This is a genomic window from Flavobacterium sp. 20NA77.7, assembly GCF_031326205.1.
In the GTDB taxonomy this organism is placed as follows: domain Bacteria; phylum Bacteroidota; class Bacteroidia; order Flavobacteriales; family Flavobacteriaceae; genus Flavobacterium; species Flavobacterium nakdongensis.
On record NZ_CP133721.1, the window covers coordinates 1,786,827 to 1,808,204 of the forward strand.

At 33.7% G+C, this 21,378-nt stretch carries 21 protein-coding genes and 1 rRNA gene; 4 read left to right on the plus strand and 18 right to left on the minus strand.

What is annotated here, in order from left to right:
- Nucleotides 1-2: 2 nt before the first annotated feature.
- Both RF683_RS07950 and RF683_RS07955 read right to left on the minus strand, forming a co-directional pair.
- Nucleotides 3-1,518, minus strand: a 16S ribosomal RNA gene (locus RF683_RS07950).
- Nucleotides 1,519-2,325: 807 nt separating this feature from the next.
- Nucleotides 2,326-3,558, minus strand: coding sequence for an ABC transporter permease (locus RF683_RS07955; protein ID WP_309533163.1), 1,233 nt, complete (start codon nucleotides 3,556-3,558; stop codon nucleotides 2,326-2,328).
- 132 nt (nucleotides 3,559-3,690) lie between these two features.
- On the opposite strand from RF683_RS07955, the gene RF683_RS07960 reads away from it, so the two are divergent.
- Nucleotides 3,691-5,001, plus strand: a complete 1,311-nt coding sequence (locus RF683_RS07960; protein WP_309531790.1) for an exo-beta-N-acetylmuramidase NamZ family protein — start codon at nucleotides 3,691-3,693, stop codon at nucleotides 4,999-5,001.
- On the opposite strand, the gene RF683_RS07965 is transcribed toward RF683_RS07960, so the two are convergent.
- Nucleotides 4,993-5,349: a VOC family protein gene (locus RF683_RS07965; RefSeq protein WP_309531791.1), complete on the minus strand. Its 357-nt coding sequence runs from the start codon at nucleotides 5,347-5,349 to the stop codon at nucleotides 4,993-4,995. The genes RF683_RS07960 and RF683_RS07965 overlap by 9 nt on opposite strands.
- A gap of 10 nt (nucleotides 5,350-5,359) precedes the next feature.
- Entirely contained in the window at nucleotides 5,360-5,857 is a 498-nt protein-coding gene (locus tag RF683_RS07970) for a YkgJ family cysteine cluster protein (RefSeq protein ID WP_298658739.1), read from the minus strand.
- A gap of 80 nt (nucleotides 5,858-5,937) precedes the next feature.
- Between RF683_RS07970 and RF683_RS07975 the strand changes: the two genes are divergently transcribed.
- A complete protein-coding gene (locus RF683_RS07975) occupies nucleotides 5,938-6,669 on the plus strand; it encodes a class I SAM-dependent methyltransferase (protein WP_309531792.1) in 732 nt (243 codons plus the stop codon).
- Between the two features lie 86 nt (nucleotides 6,670-6,755).
- Here the strand turns inward: RF683_RS07975 and RF683_RS07980 are convergent, their stop codons facing one another.
- From RF683_RS07980 to RF683_RS08020, 9 genes are all read right to left on the minus strand, one after another.
- The gene (locus RF683_RS07980) at nucleotides 6,756-7,388 is read right to left on the minus strand and encodes a 7-carboxy-7-deazaguanine synthase QueE (RefSeq protein WP_309531793.1); all 633 of its coding nucleotides are present in this window, start codon (nucleotides 7,386-7,388) and stop codon (nucleotides 6,756-6,758) included.
- A 113-nt stretch (nucleotides 7,389-7,501) separates the two neighbouring features.
- Entirely contained in the window at nucleotides 7,502-9,193 is a 1,692-nt protein-coding gene (locus RF683_RS07985; protein ID WP_309531794.1) for a tetratricopeptide repeat protein, read from the minus strand.
- A gap of 12 nt (nucleotides 9,194-9,205) precedes the next feature.
- The gene (locus RF683_RS07990) at nucleotides 9,206-10,105 is read right to left on the minus strand and encodes a PstS family phosphate ABC transporter substrate-binding protein (RefSeq protein WP_309531795.1); all 900 of its coding nucleotides are present in this window, start codon (nucleotides 10,103-10,105) and stop codon (nucleotides 9,206-9,208) included.
- A 1-nt stretch (nucleotide 10,106) separates the two neighbouring features.
- A complete protein-coding gene (locus tag RF683_RS07995) occupies nucleotides 10,107-10,511 on the minus strand; it encodes an energy transducer TonB (protein WP_309531796.1) in 405 nt (134 codons plus the stop codon).
- Entirely contained in the window at nucleotides 10,511-10,738 is a 228-nt protein-coding gene (locus RF683_RS08000; protein ID WP_309531797.1) for a hypothetical protein, read from the minus strand. The genes RF683_RS07995 and RF683_RS08000 overlap by 1 nt, the downstream gene beginning before the upstream one ends.
- Before the next feature lie 2 nt (nucleotides 10,739-10,740).
- On the minus strand, nucleotides 10,741-11,583 hold the full coding sequence (locus tag RF683_RS08005; protein WP_309531798.1) for an energy transducer TonB: 843 nt from the start codon (nucleotides 11,581-11,583) through the stop codon (nucleotides 10,741-10,743).
- 22 nt (nucleotides 11,584-11,605) lie between these two features.
- Nucleotides 11,606-12,175, minus strand: a complete 570-nt coding sequence (locus RF683_RS08010; protein ID WP_309531799.1) for an ExbD/TolR family protein — start codon at nucleotides 12,173-12,175, stop codon at nucleotides 11,606-11,608.
- A gap of 20 nt (nucleotides 12,176-12,195) precedes the next feature.
- Complete coding sequence (locus RF683_RS08015) at nucleotides 12,196-12,822, minus strand: biopolymer transporter ExbD (RefSeq protein WP_309531800.1); 627 nt, start codon at nucleotides 12,820-12,822, stop codon at nucleotides 12,196-12,198.
- A 23-nt stretch (nucleotides 12,823-12,845) separates the two neighbouring features.
- Entirely contained in the window at nucleotides 12,846-13,655 is an 810-nt protein-coding gene (locus RF683_RS08020) for a MotA/TolQ/ExbB proton channel family protein (RefSeq protein WP_309531801.1), read from the minus strand.
- A gap of 372 nt (nucleotides 13,656-14,027) precedes the next feature.
- On the opposite strand from RF683_RS08020, the gene RF683_RS08025 reads away from it, so the two are divergent.
- Nucleotides 14,028-14,396, plus strand: coding sequence for a DMT family protein (locus RF683_RS08025; protein ID WP_309531802.1), 369 nt, complete (start codon nucleotides 14,028-14,030; stop codon nucleotides 14,394-14,396).
- A 14-nt stretch (nucleotides 14,397-14,410) separates the two neighbouring features.
- Nucleotides 14,411-14,776 carry a cupin domain-containing protein gene (locus RF683_RS08030; RefSeq protein ID WP_309531803.1) on the plus strand — a complete coding sequence of 122 codons (366 nt, stop codon included), beginning with the start codon at nucleotides 14,411-14,413 and terminating at the stop codon, nucleotides 14,774-14,776.
- Here the strand turns inward: RF683_RS08030 and RF683_RS08035 are convergent.
- The 5 genes from RF683_RS08035 to RF683_RS08055 all read right to left on the minus strand — a co-directional run bounded on the left by RF683_RS08035 (nucleotide 14,773) and on the right by RF683_RS08055 (nucleotide 21,280).
- Nucleotides 14,773-16,119 carry an FAD-dependent oxidoreductase gene (locus RF683_RS08035; RefSeq protein ID WP_309531804.1) on the minus strand — a complete coding sequence of 449 codons (1,347 nt, stop codon included), beginning with the start codon at nucleotides 16,117-16,119 and terminating at the stop codon, nucleotides 14,773-14,775. The genes RF683_RS08030 and RF683_RS08035 overlap by 4 nt on opposite strands.
- A 7-nt stretch (nucleotides 16,120-16,126) precedes the next feature.
- Nucleotides 16,127-17,206 carry an agmatinase family protein gene (locus tag RF683_RS08040; protein WP_309531806.1) on the minus strand — a complete coding sequence of 360 codons (1,080 nt, stop codon included), beginning with the start codon at nucleotides 17,204-17,206 and terminating at the stop codon, nucleotides 16,127-16,129.
- A 36-nt stretch (nucleotides 17,207-17,242) separates the two neighbouring features.
- On the minus strand, nucleotides 17,243-18,541 hold the full coding sequence (gene kynU / locus RF683_RS08045) for a kynureninase (protein WP_309531808.1): 1,299 nt from the start codon (nucleotides 18,539-18,541) through the stop codon (nucleotides 17,243-17,245).
- Nucleotides 18,542-18,654: 113 nt separating this feature from the next.
- Complete coding sequence (gene queA, locus RF683_RS08050) at nucleotides 18,655-19,704, minus strand: tRNA preQ1(34) S-adenosylmethionine ribosyltransferase-isomerase QueA (RefSeq protein WP_309531809.1); 1,050 nt, start codon at nucleotides 19,702-19,704, stop codon at nucleotides 18,655-18,657.
- Nucleotides 19,705-19,996: 292 nt separating this feature from the next.
- The gene (locus RF683_RS08055; protein WP_298655780.1) at nucleotides 19,997-21,280 is read right to left on the minus strand and encodes a citrate synthase; all 1,284 of its coding nucleotides are present in this window, start codon (nucleotides 21,278-21,280) and stop codon (nucleotides 19,997-19,999) included.
- Nucleotides 21,281-21,378: the final 98 nt, after the last annotated feature.

Sequence of the window (21,378 nt, forward strand, 5' to 3'; positions counted from 1 at the left end):
AGAAAGGAGGTGTTCCAGCCGCACCTTCCGGTACGGCTACCTTGTTACGACTTAGCCCCAGTTACTAGTTTTACCCTAGGCAGCTCCTTACGGTCACCGACTTCAGGTACCCCCAGCTTCCATGGCTTGACGGGCGGTGTGTACAAGGCCCGGGAACGTATTCACCGGATCATGGCTGATATCCGATTACTAGCGATTCCAGCTTCATAGAGTCGAGTTGCAGACTCCAATCCGAACTGAGACCAGTTTTGAAGATTCGCTCCTTATCGCTAAGTGGCTGCTCTCTGTACTGGCCATTGTAGCACGTGTGTGGCCCAGGACGTAAGGGCCGTGATGATTTGACGTCATCCCCACCTTCCTCACGGTTTACACCGGCAGTCTCGTTAGAGTTCCCGACATGACTCGCTGGCAACTAACGACAGGGGTTGCGCTCGTTATAGGACTTAACCTGACACCTCACGGCACGAGCTGACGACAACCATGCAGCACCTTGAAAGACGTCCGAAGAAAATCTGGTTTCCCAAACTGTCGTCTCCCATTTAAGCCCTGGTAAGGTTCCTCGCGTATCATCGAATTAAACCACATGCTCCACCGCTTGTGCGGGCCCCCGTCAATTCCTTTGAGTTTCACACTTGCGTGCGTACTCCCCAGGTGGGATACTTATCACTTTCGCTTAGCCACTCAGATTACTCCGAACAGCTAGTATCCATCGTTTACGGCGTGGACTACCAGGGTATCTAATCCTGTTCGCTCCCCACGCTTTCGTCCATCAGCGTCAATAAATTGTTAGTAACCTGCCTTCGCAATTGGTATTCCATGTAATATCTAAGCATTTCACCGCTACACTACATATTCTAGTTACTTCACAATTATTCAAGTCTAACAGTATCAATGGCAGTTTGATCGTTGAGCGACCAGATTTCACCACTGACTTATTAAACCGCCTACGGACCCTTTAAACCCAATGATTCCGGATAACGCTCGCATCCTCCGTATTACCGCGGCTGCTGGCACGGAGTTAGCCGATGCTTATTCATACAGTACCGTCAAGCTCCCACACGTGGGAGGGTTTCTTCCTGTATAAAAGCAGTTTACAATCCATAGGACCGTCTTCCTGCACGCGGCATGGCTGGTTCAGGCTCTCGCCCATTGACCAATATTCCTCACTGCTGCCTCCCGTAGGAGTCTGGTCCGTGTCTCAGTACCAGTGTGGGGGATCTCCCTCTCAGGACCCCTACCCATCATAGCCTTGGTATGCCGTTACCATACCAACTAGCTAATGGGACGCATGCTCATCTTGTACCGTTGGAACTTTAATAATCAAGAGATGCCTCTCGAAGATACTATGAGGTATTAATCCAAATTTCTCTGGGCTATCCCTCTGTACAAGGTAGATTGCATACGCGTTACGCACCCGTGCGCCGGTCTCAAGTTAGCAAGCTAACTCTACCCCTCGACTTGCATGTGTTAGGCCTGCCGCTAGCGTTCATCCTGAGCCAGGATCAAACTCTTCATCGTAGTTTGTTATAAATGATATAAAACCATTTAAATATTATCGACGATATCTCTTTTTTTTGCTAGGTCTAATTCGTATACTCAAAAAAGTCTTACTCTCTCTTTTTGTATGCTGTCAATCCAATATGTCTATGAACTTTTTATTCTCTTTTATCTAACACTTCAAATACCATTCTCTGTGTTAGCGGGTGCAAAAGTAGCACTTATTTTATAACCTCCAAAACTTTTTGCGCTTTTTTTTGAAAAAAATTACAACTCGTTTCTAATCAATTTATTATAAGAACTAAACTTTATAACCATCCCGTTTCTAAAGGACGGCAAAGATAAACAATACTAAACATCTTTTCCTAATTACTAAACATCTTTTTTTTATGTTTTTTTATAAATCAATAACTTACAACGAGTTACAAATACTAAGGGATAGAGAATGGGAGTTAGGTAATGGGTGATGGGAATTACGAATTATGAATTACGAATTACGAATTTGAAGATTTGAAAATGAAGTACGATGCACGATTTAAGATTTACGAAGCTAAACCTGACCCGAGGCGAAACCGAACAGAGCGAAGCTAAACCTGAAACCTGAAACTTAACTGATTACAAAGACATTAATAAACAAGATTTACCTCAACTACATACTCCTCACTCCCAACTACTAACTCCTTCTATAGCCCCGGGTGAAACGGCAGCTTGGCATGTGTTAAAAAAATAGGAACACCGCGCTTGCAACGCGACCAAAGAAGCGCTTGCAAAAGCCAGTGAGACTTTTTTTAACAAAGGACAACTACAGTGAAACACGGGAATAGCTGGTTATTCAAATCGCAAGGCACGAACAGGTGTAATTTTAGTAATAATATAAGAAGGGATTAATAAGACTAAACCGCATATGATAACCGTACCTATATTTAAAAAAAGAATGTGTAATGGATTTATAACTACGGGCGCAACAGCCACGTAATAACTTTCGGGGTTTAATTTTATAATGCCAAATTGTTTTTGAAGAAACAACAAGAACAAAGCTATACTATTACCATAAAGTAAACCTCTGGAAACTAAATGTAAGGCGTTATATATAAATATTTTTCTAACAGACCAATCTGATGCGCCTACTGCCTTTAGCAACCCTATTAATTGTGTGCGCTCTAGAATAAGCACCAATAAAGCAACTATCATATTTATAGTAGCAACTACAATCATAATAATAAGTACAACAAGAATATTAAAATCAAACAATTTTAGCCATTCGAAAATACTTGCATATTTTTCTTGGATGGAAATGCTATTATATGTGGGAGGTATGGTTTGATATACTTCTTGTGCAGTTTGTTCCATTTTAGTAAAATCATCCACAAAAACTTCATAGGCTCCAACCTGATTTTTTTGCCATTTATTAATGCGTTGAATATGCTGGATATCTCCTATAACATAAGACGAATCGAATTCCTGAAAACCTGAATTATAAATCCCCACAATGGTAAACTTTCTTACACTAGGACGCTTTCCTTGTTCTTTCATAAAGAATGTATTAAAAGCATCGCCTAGTTTTAAATGCAATCGATTGGCTAAAAATGTTGAAATAAGAACTTGATTTGTAGTTGTATTATCAAATTTAGGCATTTGACCTTGCACTAAAAATTCTTGCAACTTAGACCAATCGTACTCTCGTCCTACGCCTTTAAACACAATTCCTTCAAATTCTTTTTCTGTTCTAATTAAACCGGCTTTTGTTGCTACTTCTTGCACATGTGCTATACCTGCATAATCTTTAAGCTTGACAAATAGTTGTTTTGGCATATCAATGGGTTGGACCGTAACTTGAGATTGGTTATCATCATAATTTGACACTATAATATGCCCATTAAAAGCCGCGATTTTTTCTCTAATTTTTTGTTGCAATCCTATTCCTGTAGCTACTGCGACGATCATCATAACAATACTAAGCGCAATAGCTAAAATGGCAATTTTTATTATTGGAGAAGAAACACTACTTTTATAGCTTTTAGCAGTGATTAGTCTTTTGGCTATGAAATATTCTAAATTCAAGGTTTGTAATTTATTAGTAACGCAAATATACATAAAGTTTTTTGCCACAGATTACACAATTTTACACAGATTAAAAAATAGCTATGAAATCACTATACCATAGGTCTTTTAAAAACAAATAAATAACTACATATGAAATATAATATATATAGATTTACAACATTAATTAGCTTACTATTACTTTCTGTTTCATGCAGTAGTAAAAAGAGTGTTTCGCAGAGAAAACCTGGCGGTGACACTATGACTTTGAATTCTCGTTCAATTGATGCTACTTTTAAAACCGGAGCTGAAAATTTTGAAAGCTATTTACCTTTATTAGAAAATAAGAAAATTGGAATTGTTACAAATCCTACGGGGATAATTAACTATCACTCTATTGAAATGATATTTGTACAAGATCCTAGAATTAATAATCAAGCTAAAATAGTAAACAAAGAAGTTTCAATTGTAGATTTTCTACTTCATAAAAACATTAGTGTACAAAAAATATTTGCGCCCGAACATGGTTTTAGAGGCACAGCTGATGCGGGAGAATTAATAAAAGATGGAAAAGACACACAAACAGGTTTGCCAATTATTTCCCTTTATGGAAATAACAAAAAACCTAAACCTGAGCAATTAGCAGATATTGACATTCTGGTTTTTGATTTACAAGATGTGGGAGCTCGTTTTTATACCTATATTTCTACACTACATTATGTAATGGAAGCTTGTGCAGAAAACAACATACCCCTTTTAGTTTTAGACAGACCTAATCCGAATGGCGCTATTGTAGATGGTCCGATATTAGAAAAAGAATACAAAAGTTTTGTAGGCATGCATGAAATTCCAGTTTTGCACGGCATGACGATTGGCGAATATGCACAAATGATTAATGGAGAAAAATGGTTAAAGCCTTCGAATAACTCAAGACAAGCACTTCAATGTGACTTGAAAGTAGCCCCTTGTTTGAATTATTCGCATGATATGAAATACAGCTTGCCAGTGAAGCCTTCGCCTAATTTACCAAATGACCAAGCTATTAACTTATATGCAAGTTTGTGTTTTTTTGAAGGTACGAATGTAAGTGTAGGCAGAGGCACTGAAAAGCAATTTCAAATTTATGGTTCGCCATTTTTACCTGAAAATGAATTTGATTTTAGTTTTACTCCTAAGCCAAATTTTGGCGCAAAAGATCCTGTACATAATGGAAAACTATGTTTTGGAGAAGATTTAACCAAAATAAAAAAAGTAAATCAATTGGAGCTAAAATGGCTATTGATAGCATATAACAAAACCACAGACAAAACCGTATTCTTCAATGATTTCTTTACCAAATTAGCCGGAACCAAAAAATTACGGGAACAAATTGAAGCCGGAATGACCGAAAAAGAAATTAGAAAAACTTGGCAAGAAGGCTTGGAACAGTTTAAAAAAATGAGACAGAAATATATTTTATATTAAATTTTCACCAAACTGTAACAAATATCCATTGTTATCATAAATTGCAAATTCTTTCATTTCCCAAGGAAAAACTTCTAATTCATAACAAACTTGACATGAATCTTTAAGTTTATTCCAAAGTTGCTCAACATTGTCTACATTAAAATAAAGCGAACCTGTAAAAATAGGTGTTTCAAAAACCATATGCTCATTAGGTTTTGCCAACATAATACTTACTCCCTCATTTATTAAAGACGCCCATTGCCACTCTTCGTTAAATTCTTCGCAAGTAAAACCCAATACATTTACATAAAAATCAACCGATTCTATAAGTTGATTTGTCCATAGCATTGGTCTTAAATAATTCATTTTTATCATATTATATTGGTATTTTTAGTTTCATCTTCTCCACAATATTAAATGCTGCAGGACAAATAGCTACATTTTTTAAGGTCAAATCTGAAATTTGTTGAAACTTTTTTCTATCGGTGTGTGGAAATTCTCTACATGCTTTTGGACGAACATCGTAGATAAAACATTTGTTGTCGCTATCTAAAAACGTACACGGTACACTTTTCAAAACATAATCGTTATCTTCATCAATGCGAAGGTATTGGTCAATAAATTGTTGTGGCTTCTGACGAAAACTTTTTGAAATACGTTCAATATCAGCCGAAGTAAACAATGGCCCTGTTGTTTTACAACAATTGGCACATTCCAAACAATCCGTTTTTTTGAATTCCGCATCATGTAAATCTTGCATTACATAATCTAAATTCTTAGGTGTTTTCTTTTTTAGCTTGTCAAAATACTTTTTGGTTTCGTTATGCGTATCTTTGGCAAGTTTTCCGAGTTCGTTTAAATTTGGCTTTAGCATTTTATGAATTTTCTGCTACAAAGTTACGATTTTGAATTTCGAATTTAGAATAACGAATGTTGAATTTTGAAATACAAACCATGAAAGACCTTTTCGGAAAAGCCATTTTAGATTTCCAAACAAATAATTCTCCCGAAGATTTAATCACAGAAACATCTATTTCGGAAGCCGATGAAATGAGTGTTGCTTATTTATTTCGGGATTTTAAAGAGATGCCAAAATTGGAACAAAAAGCATTACAATTAGCCAAAGGAAAAGTTTTAGACGTAGGATGCGGTGCGGGAAGTCATGCCTTGTATTTGCAAGAAAAAGGTTTTGATGTGACCGCTATTGATATTTCTGAAAATGCAATTAAAGCATGTAAACTAAGAGGGTTGAAAGATTGTAAAGTTTCGGATATTTTGGATTTAGATACTGATACTTCGACTACGCTCAGTATACCAAATCAGTATGACACTATTCTTCTTTTAATGAACGGAACAGGAATATTCGGAAAAATGAATACGATTTCAACATATTTACAAAAATTGAAATCACTTTTAAATGAAGACGGGCAAATTTTAATTGATAGTTCAGACTTAATTTACATGTATGACCAAGACGAAGAGGGTGCTTACGAGGTTCCTGCAAATGGTTATTATGGCGAACTAACATTTACCATTCAATATAAAGGAGAAACGGAAAATACTTTTGATTGGTTGTATTTGGATTACAATACACTTCAAAATGCGGCGATTGCCAATGGTTTAGAATGCCAATTAATTTTAGAAGGAAATCATTTTGATTATTTAGCGAAACTTTCTAAAATATAAATTAAAGTTTTCGTTACACAAAGCCACACAAAGTTCTAGCACGAAGTTCCACAAAGATTAATTCTTTGCACTTTGCGAGCAAAAAATTAAGGAATATTCAAATATTTATGCGTTTGCAACGAAACTCTCCATTTAGGATTATTCATTACATATTCTACAATTAAAGGCGTCATTTCTTCTTTTTTGCTCCATTCGGGTTGTAGAAAAAGAATAGTATTAGCATTTACTTTTGCTGCTTGTTCTTCTGCAAAAATAAAATCGTGTTTGTTGTAGATAATTACTTTTAATTCGTTAGCGATAGCATAGGCGCTTTGAACTGGTAATTTATTTTTCTTTGGTGATAAACAAAACCAATCCCAACTTCCCGTAACTTCATAGGCTCCAGAGGTTTCGATATGTACCTTGCATTTTTGCTCTTTTAGTTTTGATGTCAACAAATTCATATCCCATGTTAAAGGTTCTCCACCAGTAACTACTACTGTATCAGCATATTTTTTGGCATTGGCAACAATTAAGTCTGTATGCGTTGGCGGATGCAATTCGGCATTCCAACTTTCTTTCACATCACACCAATGGCAACCCACATCACATCCTCCAATTCTTATAAAATAAGCCGCTGTTCCTGTGTGATACCCTTCACCTTGAATCGTATAAAACTCTTCCATTAGTGGAAGCATTTCTCCTTTATCTACGGCTAATTGAATTTCTTTTGCTAACATATTTGAATTATAATGCGGGCAAAGATACGTATTTATTAAAAATTACAACTTGTTTTTTATCAATGAAAAAAGCCGATAACAATTGTTATCGGCTCCTAAATATTGATTTACAATTATTTTTTTAATACTTCTAAAGATTCAGACACGTATTTATTAGTTGGATCTAATTTTTTAGCTTCTTCAAATGCAGCAATTGCTTTTACTTTATCCGTTGCAGCATAACTAGAACCAATAAATTGGTATGCATCTAATAAATTTTTCTTAACTGCTTCTTTTGACAATTCAGCTTCACCTTTTTCAGTTACTACTTTTACATAGCCTTCATAATCAGCTACAGCAAGTAATTTTGAAGCATCAGTTCCATGTACACGATTCAATTTTCCTTTATTCAAATAAGCATCTTGTGTTTTTGGAGAAGCTTTAATAACTTCGGCATAAGCTGCATTTGCTTTTTCAAATTCCACTGTTAGTGTAGCTTTTTGCTCAGGTGTTTTGTCAATTGATCCAAATAAAATACAATTTCCATAATAATAATTATCTAGAGCAAATGATTTTGAAGCTGGATTTTTGATTGCTAAATCTAATAATTTTGCCGCTTCAAAATAGGCTTTTTGTTTGTATAGCTTCACTCCTATTTCACTAAACTCTACAGATAGTTTTGTATCTAACTCAGCTGCTTTTTGTAAATCCACAACAGATTCATCAAATTTTGTTTTATTAGTAATTACACCATTTGCATCCATAGCAGAAGCTAATTTTGCTTTAGCTAAATACAAATAATCTCTACCTTTTATTTTTCTTTTATCTGCCTTAGCAAAAAACTCGTTAAATGCTTGAATAGCAGCGTCTGGTCTACCTGTTTCAATATAGGCATACCCTAAGTATCTATAAATTCTCGGATTTACTTTATCCATTTTTTGAATCATAGTTGCCTCTGCTTCTAATGCTTTCCAATCTTTAGTGATGATTAAGAAATCGGCATAACGCATTCTAGAATCTACAGAAGTATCTGTTAAACTCATGTACTTTCTATATTCCTCTAATGCTTTAGCTGTATTCTCTTGATATTTTGCTGTTTCATTATACCCCCACGCAAAATACGTTTCAGCTAATTCTCTATGTGCTGGCCCATAATTTGGATCCATTGTGATTACTTCATTTATAGCTTTAATAGACTCGTTATACGCTCTTGCATTTCTTGTAATCATGGCTAATTGTAACTTTGCACGTAATAATGTATTATCTAAATCATATGCATTTCTGTAAGCAGCATATGCATCATTGGTGTTTTTATCTGCAAAATATGCATCTCCTAAAGCCAAATAAGCTAACGCCGATTTCGGATCACTAGCTATTCCCTTTTTTCCAGCTTCTATAGCTTTACTGTATTCTGGATTTTCTTGGTTTAAATAAGCGCGTGCTATAAAGATTTGTTCTTCGGTATCTTTCTTTTTTGCATTCTGCATAGCCATTGCTATATTGTTTTGTGCACTTGTTTTGTTCCCATAGATTAAATCTACATGTGCTAAACCAATATAATTTAAATGACCTGCGTCTTTTACACCTTTCCCTTTTTCAAAATAAATTTTTGCAGAATCTTGTTTTTCTAACGCTAAATATACTTGTCCTAAGTAAAAGTAATTACGTCCTTTATCTGGTGCTGTTGATACCAAATTTTTTAATGACTTTCTTGCTTCAGAGAATTTCTCTGCATCAATGGTCTTTTTTACTTGCTCTAAATCTTGTGCATAACTCCCAAATGTAGTTGCTAAAGTAACAATACCTACAAAAATCGCTTTTCTCATTTTAAATCCTTTTTATATTTTTTTTCTAATTCTAATTTCTCTTGTTGGAATTTCATGAGGCAACAAACCTGATTTTAAAATTATTCGTTGTCCTACATTTCCTGCTACAAAAGATGCAAATCCCATGCCTAAACCTGTTTTTCCTTGATAATTTAACAAAAATATTTTTCTTGTAAAAGGATATGAATCTAAGGCAATGTTTGTCTGCGTTGGTTTTACAGCTGTTTTTAACTCTTTTCCAAGAGCTAAAACAGTACACTTTTTTATTAATTTTTCTGTTTCAGCATCCGTATTGGTTAACCAATTAACCCCTACAAACCCAATAGCATTTTTATTTTCGGACACAAATTTAATAACTTCGATATTATTTTTAAGTGCTTTGATGTGAGTTTTTCCAATTTTTTTTGTCCCTGCCTGTTCCATTAAGTAATTCAAGGTACTCGAATTTGCATTATCAAAAACCAATTGTTGCGTTGTTTCTTCTCCACGTAATGCTTTAAAGACACCTTCTGTTGTGATAGACTCTCCTTCTTGTGCCTTATTCACTAAAACGGCTATGGCATCTTTCGCAAAAGGCGTAATTTTACCTGATATATTTTTAGACTTGAAAACTAATTTTTCATTTTCGTTTAGCGTTCTAGGCAAAATGACAAAATCTGCTTTACCTTCTACAATCGCTTTACTAATCTCAATTTCGGGTTTGGCAACTAACGTTATTTTTGCATAAGGATATTGACTTTCAAAAACTTGTTTTTGTTCTTCCATTATGGGTAACAACGTTTCATCTACATACACCACCAATTTTCCAGTAGTTACTGTTTCTTCAACCCCATTTTTATTTTCTTTCTTACAGAAAACAAATGTTACTAGTAAAAACAAGTATAAAAAAATAGTATGTTTTTTAAAATACATTTTAATTGATATTAAATTTTATCGGAAATGAATAATACACTTTTACATTTCTTCCATTCATGAGACCAGGTTTCCATTTTGGACTATTTTTAATCACAAAAATGGCTCTTTTACCTAAATTGTAACTGTTTACAGATTCTCGCACTAACTCAAAATCACTCAACAAACCCTCCTCGGTTACAATAAATCGTATTAATACAGAAACTTGTAAAGGCTCTTTTATGTCTCCCAAGTAATGCATAAGTTCAGTCGCTACATATTGTCTGAAAGCATTAATACCTCCTGGAGGTTCAGGATTAACTTCAACAGAAGAATAAATATAATTAGATTTTTTAGTTTCTGGTTGTGCCTCTTGTGCTACCAAAAAAAGCGGAAAAAACACAAATAACAAGATAATTTTTCGCATTAGTCTTCTGTTTTTAATAATCTATAAAATCGTATGCAACCATATACAATTAGTAAAACACCAAAATATATTCTGCTTTGATAAGCTACCGTTACAGGCATGGCTTCCCAACAAATAAAAATTCCTGCAAGAATAAAATAAGCCATTATCATCAAAAGGCCAAAAACAAACAGAAATCGCTGTTTAGGCGATTTCTGTTTAAAAGTATGAAATAAATTATTCATCATAGTTATTCAGCCGAAATATGGAATTTTAATGGGAATGAATAATATACTTTTACGTTTCTACCATTCATCACACCCGCTTTCCATTTTGGTGATTTTTTAATTTGTTGAATTGCTTTATCAGCCAACTTATATCCTCTTGGATTTTCTTCCAAAATTTCAAAGTTTCCAAGAGAACCATCTTCCATTACGACAAAACGAATTCTTACAGAACCGTCTAATGATTCTTCTAAATCACCTAAACTACCTAATAATCCATTTTGAACTTTTGTTCTAAATGCATTAATACCACCTGGTGGTTCTGGATTTACCTCAACAGACGTAAAAATTTGACTATAATCTGTATTATCAGCGTCAACATTTCTATTACTATCTGAACCATCTAAATTTAAATCAGCATCAGCGTCATTTGATGCTTTCACATCAGTTGCTCCTGTTTTTTTATCTTTTAAATCGTCAATAGATGGTGGTGGTGTATCAACTGTTTGTTTATCAACAATAACAGGAGGTACAAATTTCACCACATCAACAATTGATTTGGTTTGTTTTACAGGCTCTACCTTTTGCTCGATGATTTTTTTTGGCTCATCTTTTTTAGGCTGTTCAATACTTTTTAATTCAACTTTAGTGATTTTTTCTTCTTCATTAGCTTTAGCTACTTTTTGATAAAAAAGATAACCATAATATGAGAACACCAACGTACAAGTAAAAAGAAAAACAAACAAAAGCGCTTTCATTGTAGTTCTTGGATTTGTTTGTCTCAATTCGTAAGCTCCATAACTTTTGTTACGACCAGCAAAAACGGTGTTTAACCAGCTATCGTGGAATAAGTTTATTTTTGAACTCATAATTTAATTTTTAAAAGTTATGTTATTTAATTCCTTTGTCTTCAAGCATTTTTAAATCTTCAAGTGTAGTATCTACAATGGCATATACTTTTGTTTTTGTAATGGCCATTTCGTCTAAGATGTCTACTAAATTTTTATAATTTGAAGATTTTGATGCTTTAATCAATATCGTTAATCCATCTTTTTCTGGATTTCCTCCCAAACCAGCTACTCTAGCCTTAACATCTTCTTGTTTTGCTAAAATTACTTTTCTGATACCTTTTCCACCATAGCTTTCTACTTTTGGTGTACCTTCTAAAGGTTCTTTTGCTTGACCAATGTAATACACCAACTTGTTGTCACTTCCTAACACTACCGTCATGGTTCTCCATGCTGGTGTTTCTGGCGGTGGTGCATCTTCCGTTTTAGGTTTATCTTTATCTGGTAAGGCTAAATCCATTGATTGTGGCTTAGACAATGTAGTGGTTAAGATGAAGAATGTAATTAACAAGAAGGCTAAATCCACCATCGCTGTTAAATCTACCCCAGGGTTAGATTTTTTACTTCTTACCTTGCCGCCTTTATCGCCGCCGCCGGTATTTAATTCTGCCATGTTTTTTTCTTATTATTCAATTAAAAATCTTCACTTCTTAAACCTGTTACTAAGTAAAAGTTATTCACTTTTTGCTTTTGCATCATGTCTAAAATTTTCTTTACTGTAGGATATTTTTCTTTGCCATCTGCTTTAATTGCAAAATGCAAATCCTTCATTCTTAACTCTTTTAATGCTTCACGTGAAGACATTACCCAGTCTGCCAATTGACTATTAGAAGAATCTGCAGGCATTTCATATGGAATCCCTTTTTGCAATCCTTCTTTATTTCTTTCAGCTCCTGGTAAAGCAATTAGAGATTTTAGCTGCGCTAATGATACTCCAAACCCATCAACCAAAGCAAACTTCGCTTTTTCATCTTCAGAAAATTCCATTTTGTATTTATCAGCCATGATTTCAAGAGCTTTTACTCTTACATCACGATCTGTCATTCCAAAATAAACGGCACTGTCACCAATAGTAATGGTAGCTAAATCATGTTCTGGCAATTTTGCTTGAACTGTTGAAGCTGGAGTATCTACTGGTTTTGGCTCAGGAACTTTTGCTGTGGCTGTCATGATAAAAAAGGACAATAATAAGAACGCTACGTCACACATAGCTGTCATGTCTATTTTGTTGCTCTTTTTTGATATTTTTATTTTTGCCATCTTTACTTAATTGTATAAATTAATTATTTATTTCTGTTGAAAGCTTGCGTAATAGCAAAACCTGCTTCATCAATATAATAAGTTAATGTATCAATTTTAGATGTGAAATAGTTATATGCAATAATTGCAAATGTAGAAGTAGCAATACCAGTTAATGTATTTACAAGTGCCTCAGAGATACCAACCGCTAAAGCTGCTTGATCTGGGGTTCCAGCCGCACCTAGCTCTTGGAAAGCTTTGATCATACCTGATACCGTTCCTAATAATCCACATAATGTACCAATAGATACTAAAGTAGAAAGAATTGTCATATTTTTTTCTAACATTGGCATTTCTAAAGATGTAGCTTGCTCAATTTCTTTTGCGATATTATCAGTAGCTTTTTCAACGTCTAAACCGTCTTTTTTAACTTGCTCAGATTTTAACAAACCTGCTTTTACAACGTTAGCCACAGAACCTTGTTGTTCATCACATGCAGCAAGTGCAGCATTTACATCTCCAGACTTAACACTTGAAATTACATTTTTAACAAAAGTATCTAAATTACCTTTTCCAGAAACTTTAGATAAAACTATAAATCTTTCAACAGAGAAAGTAATTGTCATCAATAAAAAGCCTAATAATACTGGTACAATATAACCTCCTAGGTACATTGTTCCTAATATGTTTTTTGGAGCATGTTTCTCAGCATCATTAAAATTACTTGCTGAACCTAATACATATGCCCAAACTAGGAATCCGACAATAATACATGCAATAATTGCAATACCTGTGAACATTCCAACTCCTTTACTTTCTTTGTTCTCTACAGAAACGTTTAAATCCTGTGCCATTTTCTTAATTTTTAGTTTAAATTGATTAATAAATTATTTAATTAATTTGATTTATGTTAAGTCGCAAATTTATATGAATTAGACTTTAAAAAAAAACTAAATCAATAAAAATTAACATTAACATAATCTTAAAAACAAATATTATACCAAAAACAAAGTGAACTATATTATTTTTTTATTAATAAAAATGCAGTTTAGGTTAAAAATTAAAAATCATACTCAAACATAAAGTTGTTTTTTAAGGCATTCAGGTTGTTTTTTTTAAATTATTTATAATAATTTTGTTTTCGAAAAAAAACGCATTAAAAAATTCATCTAAGCTGTATTTTTAAAAATCTTGCAGGAATTAATTTAGCGTTTAAACCTCAATTGATGAAGGGAATTATTACAATAGGATTATTAGTGTTATCCAATGTATTTATGACATTAGCTTGGTATGGTCATTTAAAATTTAAAGAATTCAAATTATTTGAAAATGCCGGTTTGCTTACTCTAATATTTATTAGTTGGGGATTAGCCTTATTTGAATATTTTTTTCAAGTACCTGCAAATAAAATAGGTTTTCAAGGCAATGGAGGTCCTTTTTCTTTATTACAGTTAAAAGTCATTCAGGAAGTAATTACTCTACTAATTTTTGTTACTTTTAGTTTTTTATTCTTCAAAAACGAGACCTTAAAATGGAATCATATATTAGGATTTTGTTTTTTAATTTTAGCCGTTTATTTTATTTTTAAAAAGTAATACTACAAATTCAAATGAAAAAATATACCATACAAAAGACGCCATTTATAGTTCCAACCACAGATGGAAAAAGGATTGCTGAGCACCACGGTTTAGCTAGTACTGCAAACCCTGAAATTTCACTTGCACATATGATTGCGCCACCAGGCTGGAGTGAACCTTTTCAAACACCAGAATTTGATGAATATACTTTTATTATTCGCGGAAAAAAACAATTTATTATCGAAGAGGAACAAATTATTTTAGAAGCTGGTCAATCTATTAAAATTGAAAAAAATACGAGGGTTCAATATTCCAATCCATTTAACGAACCGTGTGAGTATATTGCTATTTGTAAACCTGCATTTGATTTTACAAAAGTACACAGAGAAGATTTTTAATCTTTTTGAAGTAAGTTTAAAATTTTTGTTTCAACTTCTTCAGAATTCCATTTGTTTTCAATGTCTGGCATTTGCATGATTTGTTCCATAATTTGATTTTGGAAATCGCCTATAGCTAATGCTTCAGAATAAGGTTGATGACTGAAAGTTACTCTACTATATAAAGGCACCCATTTTTCAGGATGTTTTTCTGAGAACCACTTTTCAATTTTCTTTTGCAATAAAAATTTAGCATCTGCTGTTTTGGCACTCATTTCCATAAAGTTTCGATACGAAAGTTCCGCAATAGCGTCGGCATTTGGTTTTCTTTCCAATTGATATTCTTTAAATATAGTGTGCCAATCATCACCATATTGTTCAATTTTTTCCATCAATATGGTTATGTCTTCAAAACCGGCATTCATACCGTGACCATAAAATGGAACAATAGCATGCGCTGCATCACCAATAAGTGCTACTTTATCTTCAAAAGCCCATGGATAACATTTCATTGTAACTAAATAGCTTGTGGGATTTCGGTAAAAATCCTCTATCAAATTTGGCAATACTTCTTTTGTATCTGGGAAATATTCTGCAAAAAAATCAACCAGCTTTGATTTATCTTGTAGGGTTTCAAATGAATTTTCTCCTTGATGCGGCATAAATAACGTACACGTAAATGTGCCATCAGGGTTTGCCAATGCCATCAACATGAAATTTCGTCTAGGCCATATGTGTAATGAATTTTTATCTAATTTATGGGTTCCATCAGCATTAGCAGGAATATGAAGCTCTTTGTATCCTAATGGAATAAATTCTTGGGAATAATTAAACATACTTTGTCGCTGCATGCGGTGTCTTACTCTTGAAAACGCGCCATCTGCTCCAAAAATTTTATCATATTTTAGCTCATTCCAAACTCCTCTTTCCTCTTCGCCTTCATGAAGTGTGGCTGTGTTTAGTGTGACATCCCAAACTTTATGATTGAAATAAAATACAACACCTGCCTGTTCCGCTAAATCGACCATTTTTTTATTTAAATTACCCCTTGATAATGAAAAAATAGCTTCGCCTTCTTTTCCGTAATATTGATAATTTAGAGGCTCGTGAGGCAAATGAATAGCACGCTTATCTACAGGAATACCAATCTGCTTAATTTCGTCAACTAAACCAATTTTTTCTAAAGCACGCCAACCTCTATTTGACATTACTAAATTTATAGATCTTCCAGAAAAATTTATTTTCCTAATATCTGGACTTCTATCATATACATGAACTGTATGACCCAGTTTTTTTAAATAAATAGCTAACAGCGTACCTACTAAACCAGAACCTACAATAGCTATTTTTTGGGGTGTTTGCATGATTTTTCTAAAAATTGAGTGTCGTTCCCACAGGCAACTTATTGTTTTTTGCTAATACCCCACACATGTGAAACAACATTCTAGCTCCTACATTTCCGTCCCAATCGTCAGACTCACCGGGTGCTACTTCTACTAAGTCAAAACCAATAATATCTTTACCTGAATCTGCTAGTAAATTAAATAAATAAGTCGCTTGTTCGAAAGAAAATCCTCCAGGAACTGGCGTGCCTGTATTAGGGCAATACCAAGGATACATACCATCAATATCAAAAGATATACAAACTTTTTGAGGCAATTGTGCTATAATTTCTTCACATTGTTGCTTCCATGTTTTGCCTTCAAATTGTGCCTTTTTTAAATCACTATCTGTAAATACTTTCACTCTGCCTTTTGCTTGCTGTACCACATCTACTTCTTGTTCACAAAAATCTCTAATTCCCACTTGTACAATTTTTGAAACTTGAGATAGTTGTAACGTATTATACATGATAGAAGCGTGGGAATATGTGAACCCTTCGTAAGCAATACGCAAATCCATGTGAGCATCTAAATGCAAGATGCCGAACGAATCATGCGTTGCTGCTAATGCTTCATAATAGCCAAGTGGTGTACTATGATCACCACCAAGCAAAACCACTTTTTTACCTTTACTTTGCCAAAATTGAATTCGTTCTTTTACTTCAGTATGTAATTCACGGCATACTTTATTTATTTTATCTAAATCGGCTTGTAGAACAGGAAATGTGGCTACGTCTTCCCCTTTTTCTAATGCTTCAATTATAGGCTGCGCTAAACTTTTATGTTTTTCTGAATTTTTTGCCCAATGTTCGGGCGCTTCATCCATATATATGCCTAATTTCCATAATTCTGGAAAATCTTGATGATGTAAATCAACTTGGTAAGAAGCATCTAAAACAGCATTTGGTCCATCTGAAGCTCCTGCTCCATAACTCACAGTAACTTCCCAAGGCACAGGTACTATTACAATTTCACTTTCGTCTGCTGTAAAAGGCAATCCAAAAACCGTAGCATCTGCTAAGCCTGGCTGTGATGGATCAAAATTATCTATTTTTTGTTGTTTCGTCATTTTTTATTCTATTTCAAGTTAAAAATAATTTCTTACCTATTTACTGTTTACTATAATACCTTTTTTTAAAATTTGCCCAAATTCATACATATCTTCAAAAGAAGTATAAAATGGAACAGGTGCTAATCGAATTACATTTGGTTCTCTCCAATCTGTTACCACGCCATTTTGCATTAAATAATTAAATAGTTCTTTTCCTTGGCCGTGAAGATATACCGATAACTGGCAACCTCTTTCAGTAGAATTTGAAGGTGTAATTATCTCGAAATTAGCTTGTTCTACTTCTTTATCAATTTCTTGTAAAACAAATTCAAGATAAGATGTAATTAAATTTCTTTTTGCAATTAACTTATCCATTCCAACCGCATTAAACATTTCAACAGATGCTAAATATGGCGCTAAAGAGAGTACCGGCAAATTACTTACTTGCCAGCCATTTGCTCCCTGAACTGGATCAAAACTTGGTTCCATTAAAAAACGACGCTCTTTATTATGGCCATACCAACCTGCAAAACGAGCTAAATTTTTATTTGTATGATGTTTTTCATGTACAAAAAAACCTGAAGCATTACCTGGTCCAGAATTCATATATTTATAACTACACCACGCAGCGAAATCAACCTGCCAATCGTGTAAATGCATTTCAATATTACCTGCCGCATGGGCTAAATCCCAACCCACAATAGCGCCTTGATCATGACCTGCTTTAGTGATTGCCTGCATATCAAATACTTGACCTGTATAATAATTTACGCCTCCAATAAGTACAAGTGCTAGTTCATCACCTACTTCCTTAATTTTTGCCAACACATCTTCGTGATGAATGTTCAGTTCTCCCTCACGTCTCTTAACCTCTACGATTGCCTCGCTTGGATTAAACCCAATATTTTTTGCATGAAAAGCAACTTGAGTTTGCAACATATATTGATCTGAAGGAAAGGCTTTTTCTTCGCAAATTATTTTAAACCTAGTAGTTGTAGGTTGATAAAAAGACACCAATAACAAATGTAAGTTTATCGTTAGCGTATTCATTACACCTACTTCTGAAGGTAAAGCCCCAACAATTTTACTTAGTGGCTCACAAAAACGTTCATGGTAATCCCACCAAGGCTTGTCAGAATAAAAATGTCCTTCTACCGCCATATTAGCCCAGTCATTCATGATTTCATCTACATACGATTTTGTAATCTTAGGCTGTAACCCTAACGAATTTCCTGTAAAATAAATAACATCTTTACCGTTATGTTGAGGAAAATAAAATTCATTTTTATAGTGTGCTAATTCATCATTTGCATCTAATTTTTTTGCAAATTCTCTGGTGTTTTGAAAGTTCATTATGGTTTGTTTTTCGGTGGTGTAAATTTAGCAAATTTTAATGAAAGGTTTGTTAAAATAAGAAAGAGGCAGTTAAAAATTAACAGCCTCTCTTTTACTTAATATTTTCAAAATTAAAGAATTAACATTGCATCTCCATAAGAATAGAAACGGTATTTTTCTTTAATAGCTTCGTCATACGCTTTTTTCATTAAATCATGCCCGCAAAATGCAGAAATCATCATTAATAAAGTAGATTTTGGCGTATGAAAATTAGTTACCATACAATCTGCTATACTAAAATCATATGGCGGATAAATAAATTTATTTGTCCATCCCACATATGGATTTAAAGTTCTCATAGAAGACACGGAACTTTCTAAAGCACGCATAGATGTTGTTCCTACACAACAAACTTTAGATTTTCTTACTTTAGCTTTATTTACAATATCACAAGATTCTTGTGCAATCATCATTTCTTCAGAGTCCATTTTATGTTTAGATAAATCTTCTACTTCTACAGGATTAAAAGTACCTAAACCAACATGTAATGTTACTTCTGCAAATTCAATTCCTTTAATTTCTAAACGTTTCATCAAGTGTTTGGAGAAATGCAAACCTGCTGTTGGAGCTGCTACAGCTCCTTCCTCTTTAGCGTAAATAGTTTGGTAACGTTCTGCATCTTCGGGCGTTACTTCTCTATTGATATATTTTGGAATGGGTGTTTCACCTAGCTCAACTAATTTTTGTCTGAATTCTTCATACGAACCATCGTATAAAAAGCGTAACGTTCTTCCACGAGACGTAGTATTGTCAATTACTTCTGCCACAAGAGAATCGTCTTCGCCAAAATACAATTTATTACCAATTCTAATTTTACGTGCTGGATCTACTAGTACATCCCAAAGACGTTGTTCTGCATTTAATTCTCTTAACAAAAACACTTCAATACGCGCTCCTGTTTTTTCTTTATTTCCATAAAGACGTGCTGGAAATACTTTTGTGTTATTTAAAACCATTACATCTCCATCGTCAAAATAATCAATGATATCTTTAAACATTTTGTGTTCAATAGTTCCTTTTTTTCTATCAACAACCATCAAACGAGACTCATCTCTATTTTCTGCAGGGAATTCGGCAAGTAATTCTTCAGGTAAATTAAAATTAAAGTGCGATAATTTCATATAAAATTTGAATTTAGAATTTAGAATTTAGAATTTTTCTAAATATCTGTTGCAAATATACAATCTGAAAACAGGGGTTGTCAAGTAAAAAGTGATTTATTTTAAATAAGTTTTCTACCCCCGACTGAAATGGGAGCTTGGGAGCTATAAAATACTAGAAAACTTTTTATAAAAGAGCGACATAAGAAGCTCCTTTTTAAAATTAGTTTTCTTTTTTTATGTGACCAACTCTAATGTAAGGCGGGAATAGGGTTTTAAAAAAAAGCCCCGAACAAATGTCGAGGCTTTACTATTATCTTTTATTCATTTCAACAAATGGGCGTAATGGATAACCTGTATATACTTGTCTTGGTCTTCCAATAGGTTCTTTATTGATACGCATTTCTTTCCATTGTGCAATCCAACCTGGTAATCTTCCGATTGCAAATAATACAGTAAACATATCTGTAGGAATTCCTATAGCACGGTAAATAATACCTGAATAGAAATCAACATTTGGATATAATTTTCTTTCTACAAAATAAGGATCAACTAATGCTGCTTCTTCTAATTGTTTTGCAATAGTTAAAATAGGGTCGTTTACTCCTAATTGTGCTAATACTTCGTCAGCTGCTTTTTTAATGATTTTTGCTCTTGGGTCAAAGTTTTTATACACTCTATGTCCAAAGCCCATTAATCTGAACGGATCATTTTTATCTTTTGCTTTTGCTAAATATTTTTGTGCATCTCCTCCATCTTTTTGAATGGCTTCAAGCATTTCTAACACCGCTTGATTAGCACCTCCGTGAAGAGGCCCCCATAAAGCTGAAACACCTGCAGATATTGAAGCAAATAATCCGGCATGAGATGAACCTACAATTCTAACGGTTGATGTAGAACAGTTTTGTTCGTGATCAGCGTGTAAAATAAATAATTTATCTAATGCATTTACAATCGTTTGATTAGTTTGATAGGGCCCTGTTGGTAATTCAAACATTAAACGCATGAAATTTTCCACGTATCCTTTTGTATTATCGTAATAGTTTAAAGGATAACCCATCATTTTTCTGTATGTCCAAGTTGCAATAACCAAGAATTTACCCATAGTTTTACAAACTGCTTCATACATTTCTTTTTCATTTTCTACATTAACTACTTTTGGATTAAAGGCAGTTAAGGCACTTGTTAATGAAGATAAAACACCCATTGGATGAGCTGTTTTTGGAAAACCATCAATAATGTTTTTCATTTCTTCATTGACTAACGTATATTTTCTAATATCGTTTTCAAATTGAGCTAATTGCTCTTTTGTAGGCAACTCTCCAAAAATTACTAAATAAGAAACTTCTAAAAAGTTAGCCTTTTCGGCTAATTCTTCAATAGAGTAGCCTCTATATCTTAAAATTCCTTCTTCTCCATCAAGGAAAGTGATTTCACTTTTACAAGAACCTGAATTTTTGTATCCTGGATCGATTGTAATTGCTCCTGTTGCGCCGCGCAACTTATCAATGTCGATAGCAACTTCATTTTCTGTCCCCACAATTACTGGGAACTCATATTTTTTGCCATCAAGCTCTAATATTGCAGTATTTGACATGATTGTACTATTTTTTTACGTGTAGATTATATTGTATTCTGCGAATTTAACAAATAAATATTGAAATTTAAAATTATTAAATAGATAAATTGCATAAT